Here is a 13391-nt window from a genome sequence, read left to right as displayed (position 1 = left end):
CAATTTTCGATTGCCGAAACCTGATCAGTTTTCACTTGCCGTTGACAAGATCCTCGGTAAGACTGCCGACAGCCTATGCGACCTGCAGCCGGTCGCGTCTCATCGCTGGTGTAAATGGTCACGGGCGTAGGTTCCGTCGCAACCGACGAAAGCTATGAAGGAGGGGCTACGCCCGTGACCAAGCGAGTATCGCCGATTGAGCGTGTGCGTGTTGAGATGGATCAGTTGTTCGCCGCGACCGAGCGGCCGTTGACCGAGATTTTGGAGGAGGTCGGGCGGTTATCGGTGCGTCTGGTGTTTCAGGTCGCCGTGGAGGCCGAGGTAGAAGCAGTGTTGGGCCGAGCCCGTCACCAGCGTCGGGTTCAGGACGGCCCGGGCGGGTACCGCAATGGGTATCAACCGCCGGCGACGGTGAAGACCACGATGGGCTCGGTCGAATTATGCCGCCCGAAACTACGCGACACCGACGAGCGGTTCTGTTCGCGGCTATTCGGTGCCGGGGTGACGCGCACCCACGCTCTGGAGGCGTTGGTGATTTCGGGATGGGTGCGCGGTTTGTCGGATCGCGACATCGAGGCCGCGTTGGCCGAGGTGCTGGGCTCGCAGGCGGCGTTGTCGCGCTCGACGGTGAGCCGGATTTGTGCGGCCATCAAAGACGAGTTCGCTGCGTGGTCGTCTCGACGCCTTGATGAGCTGGTGTTGGACTACCTGTTCTTGGATGCCTCGAACTTTCGGATGCATCCCAACGCCCCGGCCGAGCCGGTGCTGGCCGCCTGGGGCATCTGCACCGACGGCAAGCCCCTGTTTATTGGGCTGGCCCCAGCCGCAGCGGAGTCGGCTGATGCGTGGGCCGACTTCTTGGCTGACCTGAGGAACCGGGGACTACGCCCGCCGCTACTGGGCATCTCCGACGGGGCGCCGGGCCTGATCGCCGCATGGGAGACCACGTTTCCGGCAAGCCTGCGTCAGCGGTGTCTGATCCATCGCTGCCGTAACGTCATCGCCAAGACACCTGTCGCGGTCCAGGACGAGATCAAAGCCGCGTTCTGGTCGATCTTCGATGACATTGACCAGCCACCCGGCCAGCAGGCCGTGGATGAAGCCACCCGCCGCGCCGAGGAGTTCACCACCACATACCGCGGGCTCTACCCAGCCGCGGTCGCTTGCCTGGCCAACGACTTCGCCTCGCTGAGCGTGCATTTGCGCTTCCCCCGCCAACACTGGACACGCATCCGCCATTCCAACCTCATCGAACGCACCTTCGGAGAATCCCGTCGCCGGGTCAAGGTCATCGGCCGCCTACCCGGCGAAACCAGCTGTCTGTCGCTGGTATGGGCCGTCCTCGACCGCGCCAGCCGCGGCTGGCGCGGAGTCACCCAAACATCAGCGACCAGCCGCCACCTCCAAGAACTACGCCACCAACTGCTCGAGCCACCCCGCCCACTGCATCCCCCCACCACAACAACCACGACCGACACCACCGCCGCGTAACATGACCACCAGGAACATGCGCCCAGCGTTTTTACACCAGTCCTAAGACGCCACCCTGCAGCCCAGACGAAGGCTCAACAGTGTTCTTCCGGCATCCGTGAGTCGCTAGCGGCGCTTGGCGCCGCGTTTTTCCCGCACCCGCACGCTGATCCGGATTGGGCTGCCCTCGAATCCAAACGTCTCGCGCAGCCGTCGTTCCAGGAACCGTCGGTAGCCAGCCTCTAGAAAACCAGTGGTGAACAGCACAAAGGTCGGGGGGCGGGCAGAAGCTTGGGTAGCGAACAGGATCCGCGGTTGCTTCCCGCCACGTACCGGGGGCGGCGTGGCCGCCACCACCTCCTTGACCCAGCTATTGAGCGGACCAGTCGCGATCCTGGTGTCCCACGCCGCCAGGGCATTCTCCATGGCCGGTACCAGCTTCTGCACCGCACGACCTGTCTTTGCGGAGATGTTGACACGCTGCGCCCAGCGCAGCTGAACCAGCTCACGGTCGATCTCGCGGTCGAGCAGATCACGGCGGTCCTCGTCGACCAGATCCCACTTGTTGAAAGCCAGCACCAGCGCCCGTCCAGAATCCACGACCATGGACAACACCCGCTGGTCTTGTTCAGTCAGCGGCTGCGAGGCATCGATGAGCACGACGACTACCTCAGCTGAGTCGATGGCCCCGTGTGTTCGCACCGAGGCATAGAATTCGTGTCCGCTGGCCTGCCCGACCTTGCGGCGCAAGCCCGCGGTGTCGACGAACCGCCAGGTTTTGCCGCCCAAGTCGATCAGCGAATCGACCGGGTCGACAGTGGTGCCCGCGACCTCATGCACTACCGACCGCTGATCACCGACGAGCTTGTTGAGCAGCGAACTTTTTCCCACGTTGGGTTTGCCGACCAACGCCACCCGCCTCGGGCCGCCACTGCCAGAACCCGATTCAGCGACTTCGGGCAGGGCGGCGAGCACCTCATCGAGCAGGTCGGCCACGCCGCGACCGTGCATGGCGCTGATCGCGTGCGGCTGGCCAAGTCCCAGCGACCACAACGCCGCAGCGTCCGCCTCGCCCTTGGCGCTGTCGACCTTGTTGGCGGCCAAGAAGACCGGCTTACCCGAACGCAGCAAAATGCGGGCCGCGGCATCGTCGGCGGTAGTGGCACCCACTGCGGAATCAACCACCAGGATGATCGCGTCAGCGGTTCGCATGGCCACCGAAGCCTGCGCAGCCACCAACTGCTGTAGCCCTTTCGCGTCGGGCTCCCATCCCCCGGTGTCCTGCACCAGGAAGCGGCGCCCGGTCCACAACGCCTCATAGGACACCCGGTCGCGTGTCACACCTGGAACGTCCTGGACCACCGCAACCCGGCGCCCGAGGATCCGGTTGACCAGCGTCGACTTGCCGACGTTGGGTCGGCCCACCACCGCCACGATCGGTGGCGGCCCGGAGGCGACAAGATCCGTCGAATGTGAGTCGTCGAGCTCCCAGTCGCTTTCGTCGGTCCAGGTGCCATCCTGGGTCACCGGATTGCTCCGCTTCGCTGTTTCACCAGCTCGAACAAGTGCGAAATCACCTCTGCCTCGGTCATCGTGCTGGTATCAACCAGGACGGCATCGGGTGCCTGTCGCAGTGGCGAGACGGCGCGCGTCGAATCGAGGTAGTCGCGCCGTCGCACATCGGCAAGCGCGCCGTCATAGTCGTCGGCCAAACCTGCCGCAACGTTCTGCTCGTTGCGGCGGCGGGCTCGCGTTTCGGCAGACGCAGTCAAAAAGATCTTTACTCGCGCGTCTGGTAGCACAACGGTGCCGATGTCGCGGCCTTCTACGACGACGCTGCCGGTACCGTCGGCCAGTGTGCGCTGCAGTTGCACTAGCTGGGTACGCACCGCGGGAACCGACGACACTGCTGACACTGCGCGGGTCACCTCGTCGCCACGGATCTCCGACGAAACATCCTCTCCGGCAAGGTAAAAGCGACTCTCATCGGCTTCGTAGCTCATCGACAACTGCGCCGCCGAGGCGCACTGCTCTACTGCTTCGGCATCCATCGGATCGATTCCGGCGCGTAGCACGGCAAGTGTCACCATCCGGTACATTGCCCCCGTATCCACGAACCGTGCCCCGAGTTTGCGCGCCAAGCCTTTTGCAACCGAAGACTTTCCGGTTCCGGCCGGTCCATCGATCGCGACGACGAGGTCGCCCATGTCGACGTGGTTTGTTGTCGCCTTATCACTCACTCCGCTTGCTCCACTCACAGCCCCACCGCTTTATATAGTTCCCCAATCTCGTCGAGCCGCAGCGCCCGAACGCTGCCCGGGCGTTGTTCACCCAACGACACCGCGCCGATGTCGGTGCGCACCAACGCCTCCACCGGTAGGCCTACGCTAGCTAGCAGCCGGCGCACTATCCGGTTACGTCCTTCGTGCAAGGTCAACCGCACCAGAGTTTTCCCGGGGATCGCGTCCACCACTGCGAAATCGTCGACAGCCGCCTGTCCGTCTTCCAACTCGACCCCGTTTCGCAGCTTCTTGCCGAGCCCACGGGACACCGAACCTGTAACTGTCGCCAAATATGTCTTCGGCACCTCATGGGAGGGATGCATTAACCGGTGTGCCAGTTCGCCGTCGTTCGTTAGGAGGATTAGTCCCTCGGTGTCTGCGTCGAGCCGACCGACGTGAAACAGGTTCTTGTTTCCCCGCACCCGGCGTTGGATCAGATCGCCAATACACGGCCGGCCGCGGTCGTCGGACATCGTCGAATGCACGCCGCGTGGTTTGTTGAGCGCCAGATAGACCAACGAGTCGTCGACGACCACTCTGGCCCCGTCGACGCGGATCACCGACACGTCTGGATCGACCCGGGTACCCAACTCGGTGACCAACTGCCCGTCCACCTCGACCCGGCCGTCGATGATCAGCTTTTCTGCGGCCCTTCGCGAGGCAATGCCGGCCCGGGACAGTATTTTCTGCAGGCGGGTCCCCCGCGACTCGTCACGCTCGATCATCAGTCTTGATCCACGTCGAACGACTGTGCCTCACCCGGCGAGGGATCGCCCGCTAATTTCATGAAACGCGGCTCTCTGTCCAGGGATTCGCTCAGATCATCGATTGTGTCAACATCGGGAAGCAGCGGCGCAATGTCGGGAAGTTCAGCCAGTGACGACAGCCCTAAGCGCTCAAGGAAAAGCTCTGTCGTAGCGAACGTTGCCGCGCCACTGTCAGCGTCAGCGCCAACTTCGGTGATCAAGCCGCGCGCTAATAGGGTGCGCATGACGGCGTCCACGTTGACCCCGCGCACTGCACTGACCCGCGCGCGTGTTACCGGTTGGCGGTAGGCCACCACGGCAAGCGTTTCCAGCGCGGCTCGGGTGAGCTTTGACCGGGCACCGTCGAGCAGTAGCTTCTCAACGTAGGGGGCGAACCGGGCGCGGGTGTACAACCGCCAGCCCCCGGCAGTCTGGCGAAGTTCGATCCCGCTGTCGCGCTCGGCGAGTTCATCTGCCATCAGCTGCAGCTTGGCCGCGACTCGATACACAGGTTGTTCGCTGGCCGCGGCCAGGGCATCGACGGTTACTGGCGTATCCACCACGAGCAGCAACGCCTCCAGCACTGAGCGGAGTTCTTCAGCATCGAGCGGGTCTTCCGCGATATCTAGGTTTTCGCGGCCCAAATCGAGATCGGATGGTTGGCCGACCACAAAGCGACCCTCCTCCGCATCGCTGCGCTGCGTATCGTCACCGGCGCGGGTCATAAGTCTCGCTCTTCTACCAGGGTTTCGTTGTTCGGTCGTTCCCCGGTCCACGAAATCTGGAGCAAGCCAAGGGGCTCTGACTGCTCGAATGCTACCGCTCGCGACCTGAACAATTCGAGCAGTGCAAGGAAGCGCCCGACAATCTCGATTGGAGCCCGACAATCGGCGACCAGCTCCGAAAATGTAGCCCACTGACCGGTGCCCCGTTCTTCCAGCATCGCCAATAGTCGTTTGGCTTGCTCGGGAACCGAGACCTGGAGTTCGTGCAAATGTTCGGTGGCCACCGTCGGCACCGGCCGCGGGGTAAACGCAATCGCCGCGATCTGGGCAAACCGGTCCGCGTCGAAGCCGAGCATTACTTCGGGAAGCAACCCCGTAAACCGATCTTCGAGTGACACAGAGCGGGGATAGCTGCGCAGCGCGGTGGCCTCGAGTTCGGCGAACATCTCGGCGACATGCTTGAACGCCCGATACTGCAGCAGCCGGGCGAATAGCAGGTCGCGAACCTCCAACAGCGCAAAGTCTTCGTCGTCTTCTACCTGGCCGGCTGGCAGTAGCCGGGCAGCTTTGAGGTCGAGCAACGTCGCGGCGATCACCAAGAAGGCCGTGGTCTCCTCCAGCCCCAGCCGAGACCCGATTTCTTTGGTGTAGGCGATGAAATCGTCCGTGACCTGGTGCAGGGCTACCTCAGTAACGTCGAGGCGATGCGCGAAGATCAGCTGCAGTAGCAGGTCGAATGGCCCCTCGAAATTGGTCAGCCGGACCTGAAAGCCATTTTGGGGGGTCGCCTCAACGTTCACGCGGCCGTTCACACGCCGAATCGGTCGATAAACTCGCGGGCCAACGCGCGATAGGCGACGGCGCCCGAAGACTTCGGGGCCCATGTGGTGATCGGTTCACCGGCGACAGTGGTTTCTGGGAACCGCACCGTGCGGGTGATCACCGTGTCGAATACCAGGTCACCGAACCGCTCTACCACGCGAGCCATGACTTCTCGCGAATTTACGGTGCGCGGATCGTAGCGGGTGACCAGAATTCCGCTGATGTCTAGTTTCGGGTTGAGCCGGTCGCGTACTTTGTCAACGGTGTCGGTGAGCAGCGCCAAGCCGCGCAGCGAGAAGAATTCGCACTCGGTCGGGATGACAACCCCGTCCGCGCAGGCCAGACCGTTTACCGTGAGCAGACCCAACGACGGCTGGCAGTCGATCAATACATAGTCGTAACGGTCTAGAACGGGGTGCAGCGCCCGGGCCACCGTCTGCTCGCGGCCGACCTCGTTTACCAGCTGGACTTCTGCGGCCGACAGGTCGATATTGCTCGGCACCAGATCCATGCGATTCACGCGCGTGTGCAGCAGCACATCATCGATCGGCATTCGCGGTTCTACCAGCAGGTTGTGCACAGTCCGGTCGAGCTCATAGTGCGATACGCCCAGTCCCGCCGACAACGCGCCCTGAGGGTCCAGATCCACTAACAGCACCCTGCGGCCATACTCGGCGAGGGCGGCGCCCACATTGATCGTCGATGTGGTCTTGCCGACGCCGCCCTTCTGGTTGCACAGCGCGACGACCTTGGCTGGGCCGTGCGAGGCGCACGGCTTGGGCTCGGGGATCAGCCGCGGCGGCCGCCCCGTTGGGCCGAGTTCACTGCCGATCTCGCCGTGGTCGGTCATGTCCGGTCGCGGCTCCTGGTGGCGGGCGTCAAGGTGGATATCGCAGGAAAGTCTAACGGGTACTCACACCTGAACAGGGCGACCCGCGGGCAAACTAGCGAAGCCAATACGCGCTGACGCGACCCAAATGGCCGGCGTGACGTCAGGAAGCAGAAACGTCTACAGGAAGAAAACAGACTGCCGGCGCCGCCGGTAAGAGGACATGCGGACCGTCGGCCGCATTCGAGCTGGGTCGGGCGCGCCAGCGAACGTCATGGGTGGTGCCTATCAAATGCCGCCCACTCAGCGAACCTGCCGGTTACGCCGAGGATCGTCATGAGTTCAGCGCAGCGGTCACACCATTTGATGATCGTCGACAGGCCCGCGGACCGCTGACCGGATCAACATCACCGTCGCGCAGGGCTTACGGCCGCCAGCGTGGTCAACCGACGCCTCAACAGCGGATTCGTTGCGCGCGGCGCCGGGTAGCCTAAGGCGCCGCAGCGCGGGGCGTATCGGCATCTTCGGCCCGGGGTGTCCGGCTGGAAAAGGAGAATTCGGTGGGCAGCTTCTACCCACCGGTGAACTCGCCCGCAGACGTCGAATCTCAATTCGCCGCAATGCTGCGGCGGGTCATCGGCAGCGTGAGGCGCAGGCGGCCAGGCAGATGATCGCGTTCCCAGTTGCCTCGCTCCAGCCAAGCACAGACGATCTGCAGGTCATCGACATTGTCGGTCACTCCGATCCATCGGGCCGGTCCGCATGCGACGCGATCCACCGAGCAGGGCTGCAACATCAGCACCGTTTTACCGACATCCCGGCGGGCTAGGCAGGTGAATTCTCCGAGCAGGCAGCCCGCGGTAACGAGCACCCCATGCTCGGTGCGGCTGACTGTGGCCGCTAATCGTTCGAGTGCTGTCGAGCCGAGGTGGGATCGGCATGCGGCACACAGGGCCAGGGTGAACGGGCGGGCGGTCGATTGGCCTGATCGGGTCATAGATTCCTACCCGCCTGCGAAGCGGCGGCTCCCCGGCCGGCGTGTCCCGGGTAGGCCAGCAGCGCCATCTCGCGAGCATTCTTGATCGCCTGGGCGACTTGGCGTTGCTGCTGAACTGTCAGGCCGGTGACTGCCCGAGACCGAATCTTGCCGCGTTCGGAGATGAACACCCGCAGCGTTGCAGTGTCTTTGTAGTCGACACGCTCGATGCCCAGGCTATTGAGGAGGTTTTTCTTCGCCTGCGCCGGCTTGGGCGAATCGCTCCGGCGCTTTCGTGCGGATTGGGCGGCCATCTACCAGCTGGCTTTCCGGACGCCGGGCAAGTGTCCGTCGTGGGCCAATTGGCGGACCCGAACCCGGGACAGCCCGAATTTCCGGAGGTGGGCACGCGGCCGGCCGTCAATGGCATCGCGATTACGCAGTCGCACGGGGCTGGCGTCACGGGGTTGGCGTGCAAGGGCGTGTTGGGCGGCGGTCCGCTGTTCGGCTGTGCTCGACGGGGACCGGATGATCTCTTTGAGCTTGGCGCGACGCTCAGCGTAACGGGCGACGATGGCCGCGCGCTGCTGATTTTTTACGATCTTGGACTTCTTGGCCATGTCAACGCTCCTCGCGAAAGTCCACGTGACGCCGCAGAATCGGGTCGTATTTGCGCAGGAGGAGGCGGTCGGGATCGTTGCGTCGGTTCTTTCGGGTGATATAGGTGTACCCGGTGCCCGCCGTGGAACGCAGCTTCACGACTGGCCTGATGTCATCGCGTGCCATCAGATCCGCTGCCCCTGCCGACGCAGACGTGCCACGACCGCCTCGATGCCGTCGCGATCGATGACCTTCATGCCCTTGGTGGACAACCGCAGCTGAATGCGACGCCCCTCCGACGGCAGGTAATACGTTCGTCGCTGAATGTTGGGTGACCATCGTCGACGGCTTCGGCGATGGGAGTGCGACACGGCGTTTCCGAATCCCGGCTTACGGCCGGTGACTTGGCAGTGGGCAGACAAAAGAGATCCTTCCCCGAAACCCGGCTTAATGAAAATGATTTTCGACAACTGCTGTGTGGCACTGTACCCTCGGCACCGCCCTAATGAAAACCGTTATCGATAAGGAGGGCGATGCGCACCCCGGTGATCCTCGTGACTGGACAAGAGGGCACCGCCGCTGTGGCCGTTGAACTCCTTCGCCGGGCTGGCACGGCGGTGATCGAGCACCACCTCGATGGTCACGTTGTGCGTCGCCGCATCATCATGTTGCAGCGCGGCGTCGTGACAATGGCCGAGACGGCATTGGAGCTCGCGCATGGGTGCGTGTCGTGCACCATCCGCAACGACCTTCTGGTGCTGCTCCGCAAAATGCATCGACGGTCCGACGTCGAATGTGTTGTGGTGCAGCTGACCCCATGGGCGGAACCTGAACCGATCTGCTGGGCGATCCGTCATGTCCGCGTCGGTGCCGGCCCAGGTTTTGAAGAAGGCCCTGCCGCACGCGACGTCGTGGTCACAGCGGTCATCACATGTGTTGATGTCATGGTGTGGCTGCCGCAAGCGCTAGGCGATGAAGAATTGGCAGATGGACGCACGGTGGCGCAAGTCGTCGTCGCCCAAGCCGAGTTCGCGGACTTGATCGTCTGCGCTCCCCCGCCCGCGGATCTGCTCGAGGTGTTGGTTCGGCTCAATCCCCTGGCCCGCGTCATCGCCAACGCCGACGCCGTGCACGGCGCCCTGGAACATCTGCCTGTTGCCGCCCGGCGAGGTCGCAGCAACGATCCGCACGGCTCGTTGCTGGTGGGACAACCGCCGCTGGAGGTGGCCGGAATGGTGCGGTTGATCGAGTTTCACGCCCGCCGCCCCTTTCACCCCGAGCGACTTCACGATGCCCTGGACGTCTTGTTGGAGGACGTTGTTCGCGTCCGCGGCCGGCTGTGGTTGGCCAGTAACGACGGTCAGGTGATGTGGCTGGAATCCGCTGGGGGCGGCTTGCGGGTCAGTTCCGCCGGGCTCTGGCTAGCGGCTATGAGCGAGTCAGAACTGGCCTACGCGGTTGCCGAACGCCGCGCGCTTGCCGCGGCGTTCTGGGACGACCAGCACGGCGATCGACACAGTTCGATGGTGATTTTGGTGTGCGGCGCCGATCCCAACACAATCCGCGAGGCACTGCGCGGCGCCCTACTTACCGATGCGGAGATGCGCCACCGCGACAGATGGCCGAAGCTGCACGACCCTTTCGGCCAATGGCATGAAGAGCCGTGCAGCGAGCCAATCCCTGCCCGCAGCCTCAACACCGAAACCAACGACACCGACGGAGAGCACCTATGAAAGCCGGCATCCATCCCGACTACCGACCCGTCGTCTTCCAAGACGCCAATACCGGCGCGGCGTTCTTAACCCGGTCGACTGCTACCAGCAATCGCACCATCGAATGGGAAACACCCGCGGGATGGCGAACGTATCCGCTGATTATTGTCGAAGTCAGCTCCGAGTCCCACCCTGTATGGACCGGGAAACGTCGCATCGTCGATAGCGCCGGACAAGTCGAGAAATTCAACCGACGCTACGGTCTACATCACACTTTCGATCCAAGTGGGCCGGCAGGCAACGACGATCAGTCCCAATAGCTGAGCATGATGCACTAGCCCAGGCAAACTTCGGTTGTGCCAGATCTATCTGCCGAAACTCTAGCTACTCAATACCGCAACGACTTTCATGCATAGCGTTTGGTAGCAACGATCAACAGATCCATGGACCGCTCGCAGGCTTTGATGCCGCGCGAGCGTGGCGTCGGCCCACAATTGCAACAACTTTGTGGTGGAAACGATTTTCATTAGGATGGCCAGGCGGCCGACCGAGCTGCTCGAAAGGACATGGACGTGCCAAAGGTGCTAGACCGGATATCGAGCGTGCTGTGCACCGCGCTCGTGTCTCTGTCCGGTTCTACCGCCCTGGCTGGCTGCGGAATCGACAGTGCGGCGCACCCGGGCTCGGTTGTCCTGGTGGCCTCCACCGATGTGTGGGGCAGCGTCGCGCGCGCCATCGCCGGCGGGCATGTCCCAGTGAAGTCCATCCTCACCGATGCTGATGCCGATCCGCATTCGTACCAGGCCAGCCCCGCGGATGCGGCCGCGATTGTCGACGCTGAGCTGGTGATTTACAACGGCGGCGGCTACGACCCATGGGTTGACCAGATCGTGGCCGGCCATCCCGATGTCCATACTGTCGATGCCTACTCGCTTCTGGACGCATCCAGTGACGGATATGCACCAAACGAACACGTCTTTTACAACCTAAATACCGCCAAGGCGGTCGCTACTGCGATTGCTGACCGGTTGGCGAGCACCGACCCCGCCAATTCCGTCGACTACCGCGCGAACGCCGCTGAATTCGACCGCGGCGCAGACGCGATCGCAATTTCCGAGCATGCGATCGCTACCGACCACCCGGCTGTCGGGGTCATCGCGACCGAACCCGTCGGGTACTACCTGCTAGCCGCGTCAGGCCTGAAAAATCGGACTCCAAGCACCTTCATTGCCGCCAGCGAAAACGACAACGACCCGTCCCCAGCCGACATGGCAACTGTTCTCGATATGATCGCCGGTCGTGAAGTCGCAGCATTGCTAGTAAACCCGCAGACGCCCACGCTCGCGACCGGTGAACTGCGGGCAGCGGCGCGGCGCGCAGGGATACCCGTCGCCGAGGTGACCGAGACCTTGCCCAACGGGACCGATTACCTTACCTGGCAGCGCAATACCGTCGACCAACTGACCGCTGCGTTGCGGTCAGACAGCTAGTCACCGCCAGTGACGGAGCACGCAGTCACGTTAGCCGGCGCTCGGATGGCGTTCGGTAACCGCGTGCTCTGGGAACATCTGGACCTGTCTGTTTCCCCTGGTGAGTTCATCGCGGTGCTGGGTCCCAACGGCACCGGCAAGACGTCGCTTCTTAAGGTGCTGCTTGGCCAGCTGCAGCTCGATGCCGGTAGCGCGCTGGTCAACGGTGAGCCGATTAGCACGGGAAACGTGTGTATCGGCTATGTGCCGCAACACCGCCCGATCGACCGGGAGGTGATGCTGCGAGGTCGCGACCTGGTTCGTCTGGGGGTAGACGGGCGCCGCTGGGGCAGCATGCCGCTGTGGTCCTCAGGTCGTGTCCACCGCCGCCACGCCGTGCGCCGAGCATTGCAACAGGTCAATGGGGAACGGCTCGCCGATGTCCGGGTGGGGCTGATGTCCGGCGGGGAGTTGCAACGGGTACGAATCGCACAGGCGCTGGCCAGCGACCCGACACTGATGTTGTGCGACGAACCGCTACTGGCCCTGGATCCGGCCAACGCGAAGCTGGTGTCAGAGCTAATTGACCGGCGGCGCAGAGAAGCTGGAACCACGGTCATTGTCGTCACCCACGAGGTCAATCCGATCCTGCCGTATGTGGATCGACTGCTATATCTGGTCGACGGGCGATTCTTGATCGGCACCGTCGAACAGGTAATGACCAGCGAAACGTTGTCGGCGCTGTACCGCGCGGACATGCAGGTGGTGAAAGTCGTCCACGGACACGAGGTGCGCTACGTGGTCGTCGGCCAGCCGGAAGAACAATGCCAATGAACGACCGGCTCACCGACATGGTGGACCACATGTTCTCCTTCGAGATCACCGCCCACCTGCTCAGGCACGACTTTGTTCAGCAAGCGCTCGTCGCGGCTGTGCTGCTGGGTCTGGTGGCCGGCCTGATCGGCCCGTTCATTGTGATGCGCCAGATGTCGTTTGCCGTCCATGGCTCCAGCGAATTGTCGTTGACCGGCGCCGCATTCGCTCTACTTACCGGGTTTAACGTGGGTGTCGGTGCCCTCGTCGGTAGCGCCATGGCCGCTGCGTTGTTCGGCGTCCTGGGTCAGCGAACTCGGGAGAGAGATTCGGTAATTGGTGTGGTGTTGGCGTTCGGGCTGGGTCTGGCGGTCCTGTTCATCCACCTCTATCCAGGACGCACCGGGACCAGTTTCGCGCTGTTGACCGGCCAGATCGTCGGGGTTGGTTACTCCGGGCTGGCCATGCTGGCAGCGGTTTGTTTGCTTGTCGTCGCCGTTCTGACCGTCTGTTACCGACCACTATTGTTCGCAACCGTCGATCCCGAAGTCGCCGCCGCGCGCGGCGTACCAGTTCGCACTCTTGGGATCGTGTTCGCGGCGCTGGTCGGTGTGGTGGCCGCCCAGGCTGTGCAGATCGTCGGGGCGCTGCTGGTGATGTCTTTGCTGATCACCCCCGCTGCCGCGGCCGCCCGGGTGGTCGTCGCACCAGTGGCCGCGATGGTGACCTCGGTGATCTTCGCCGAGATCTCCGCGGTCGGCGGTATCGTCTTGTCGCTGGCCCCCGGCGTCCCGGTGTCGGTCTTCGTCGCCACCATTTCCTTCTTGATATACCTGATTTGCTGGTTGCTCGGGCGTCACCGGTAGACAACGTGTGAAGGTTGTTTTGTTAGACGCCACAGTCAAGATGGGGTGATTCCGCGGCTGATCGACCTTCGCCTAAACTAG

Annotated in this window: 16 protein-coding genes and 1 pseudogene; 6 read left to right on the top strand and 11 right to left on the bottom strand. The window is 63.1% G+C overall.

Annotated elements, in window-relative coordinates; genetic code table 11:
* Positions 1–216 precede the first annotated feature (216 nt).
* Positions 217–1491 carry an IS256 family transposase gene (locus ACO07W_RS20030; RefSeq protein WP_421840071.1) on the top strand — a complete coding sequence of 425 codons (1275 nt, stop codon included), beginning with the start codon at positions 217–219 and terminating at the stop codon, positions 1489–1491.
* A 105-nt stretch (positions 1492–1596) separates the two neighbouring features.
* On the opposite strand, the gene der is transcribed toward ACO07W_RS20030, so the two are convergent.
* From der to rpmB, 11 genes are all read right to left on the bottom strand, one after another.
* Positions 1597–2997, bottom strand: a complete 1401-nt coding sequence (gene der, locus ACO07W_RS20025; RefSeq protein ID WP_421845369.1) for a ribosome biogenesis GTPase Der — start codon at positions 2995–2997, stop codon at positions 1597–1599.
* Positions 2994–3677 carry a (d)CMP kinase gene (gene cmk, locus ACO07W_RS20020; RefSeq protein WP_421846134.1) on the bottom strand — a complete coding sequence of 228 codons (684 nt, stop codon included), beginning with the start codon at positions 3675–3677 and terminating at the stop codon, positions 2994–2996. Before cmk ends, der begins: the two co-directional genes overlap by 4 nt.
* A 47-nt stretch (positions 3678–3724) precedes the next feature.
* Positions 3725–4480: a pseudouridine synthase gene (locus ACO07W_RS20015; protein WP_421846133.1), complete on the bottom strand. Its 756-nt coding sequence runs from the start codon at positions 4478–4480 to the stop codon at positions 3725–3727.
* Entirely contained in the window at positions 4477–5223 is a 747-nt protein-coding gene (scpB, locus tag ACO07W_RS20010; RefSeq protein WP_421845368.1) for an SMC-Scp complex subunit ScpB, read from the bottom strand. The genes ACO07W_RS20015 and scpB overlap by 4 nt, the downstream gene beginning before the upstream one ends.
* On the bottom strand, positions 5220–6023 hold the full coding sequence (locus ACO07W_RS20005; protein ID WP_421845367.1) for a segregation/condensation protein A: 804 nt from the start codon (positions 6021–6023) through the stop codon (positions 5220–5222). Before ACO07W_RS20005 ends, scpB begins: the two co-directional genes overlap by 4 nt.
* An 8-nt stretch (positions 6024–6031) precedes the next feature.
* Positions 6032–6895, bottom strand: coding sequence for a ParA family protein (locus ACO07W_RS20000; protein ID WP_421845366.1), 864 nt, complete (start codon positions 6893–6895; stop codon positions 6032–6034).
* Positions 6896–7481: 586 nt separating this feature from the next.
* Positions 7482–7871: a hypothetical protein gene (locus ACO07W_RS19995; protein WP_421845365.1), complete on the bottom strand. Its 390-nt coding sequence runs from the start codon at positions 7869–7871 to the stop codon at positions 7482–7484.
* A complete protein-coding gene (rpsR, locus tag ACO07W_RS19990; protein WP_421845364.1) occupies positions 7868–8164 on the bottom strand; it encodes a 30S ribosomal protein S18 in 297 nt (98 codons plus the stop codon). Before rpsR ends, ACO07W_RS19995 begins: the two co-directional genes overlap by 4 nt.
* A complete protein-coding gene (gene rpsN, locus ACO07W_RS19985; RefSeq protein WP_421845363.1) occupies positions 8165–8470 on the bottom strand; it encodes a 30S ribosomal protein S14 in 306 nt (101 codons plus the stop codon).
* Position 8471: 1 nt separating this feature from the next.
* Complete coding sequence (gene rpmG, locus ACO07W_RS19980) at positions 8472–8636, bottom strand: 50S ribosomal protein L33 (RefSeq protein WP_421845362.1); 165 nt, start codon at positions 8634–8636, stop codon at positions 8472–8474.
* Positions 8636–8872 (bottom strand): 50S ribosomal protein L28, encoded by a 237-nt coding sequence (rpmB, locus tag ACO07W_RS19975; protein WP_421845361.1) that lies wholly within the window; start codon positions 8870–8872, stop codon positions 8636–8638. Before rpmB ends, rpmG begins: the two co-directional genes overlap by 1 nt.
* A gap of 111 nt (positions 8873–8983) precedes the next feature.
* Between rpmB and mrf the strand changes: the two genes are divergently transcribed.
* From mrf to ACO07W_RS19950, 5 genes and pseudogenes are all read left to right on the top strand, one after another.
* Positions 8984–10183, top strand: a complete 1200-nt coding sequence (gene mrf / locus ACO07W_RS19970) for a ribosome hibernation factor-recruiting GTPase MRF (RefSeq protein ID WP_421845359.1) — start codon at positions 8984–8986, stop codon at positions 10181–10183.
* Complete coding sequence (locus ACO07W_RS19965; RefSeq protein ID WP_421845357.1) at positions 10180–10482, top strand: type B 50S ribosomal protein L31; 303 nt, start codon at positions 10180–10182, stop codon at positions 10480–10482. The genes mrf and ACO07W_RS19965 overlap by 4 nt, the downstream gene beginning before the upstream one ends.
* Before the next feature lie 339 nt (positions 10483–10821).
* A pseudogene (locus ACO07W_RS19960) lies at positions 10822–11646 on the top strand (metal ABC transporter solute-binding protein, Zn/Mn family); the annotation flags it as partial.
* A gap of 51 nt (positions 11647–11697) precedes the next feature.
* Positions 11698–12465: a metal ABC transporter ATP-binding protein gene (locus tag ACO07W_RS19955; protein WP_421846132.1), complete on the top strand. Its 768-nt coding sequence runs from the start codon at positions 11698–11700 to the stop codon at positions 12463–12465.
* Positions 12462–13310, top strand: coding sequence for a metal ABC transporter permease (locus ACO07W_RS19950; RefSeq protein WP_421846131.1), 849 nt, complete (start codon positions 12462–12464; stop codon positions 13308–13310). Before ACO07W_RS19955 ends, ACO07W_RS19950 begins: the two co-directional genes overlap by 4 nt.
* Positions 13311–13391: the final 81 nt, after the last annotated feature.

Source organism: Mycobacterium sp. (assembly GCF_965230835.1).
Lineage (GTDB): Bacteria > Actinomycetota > Actinomycetes > Mycobacteriales > Mycobacteriaceae > Mycobacterium.
The sequence above is the reverse complement of the archived record's forward strand: the minus strand, read 5'-3'. Positions and strand labels throughout refer to the sequence as shown.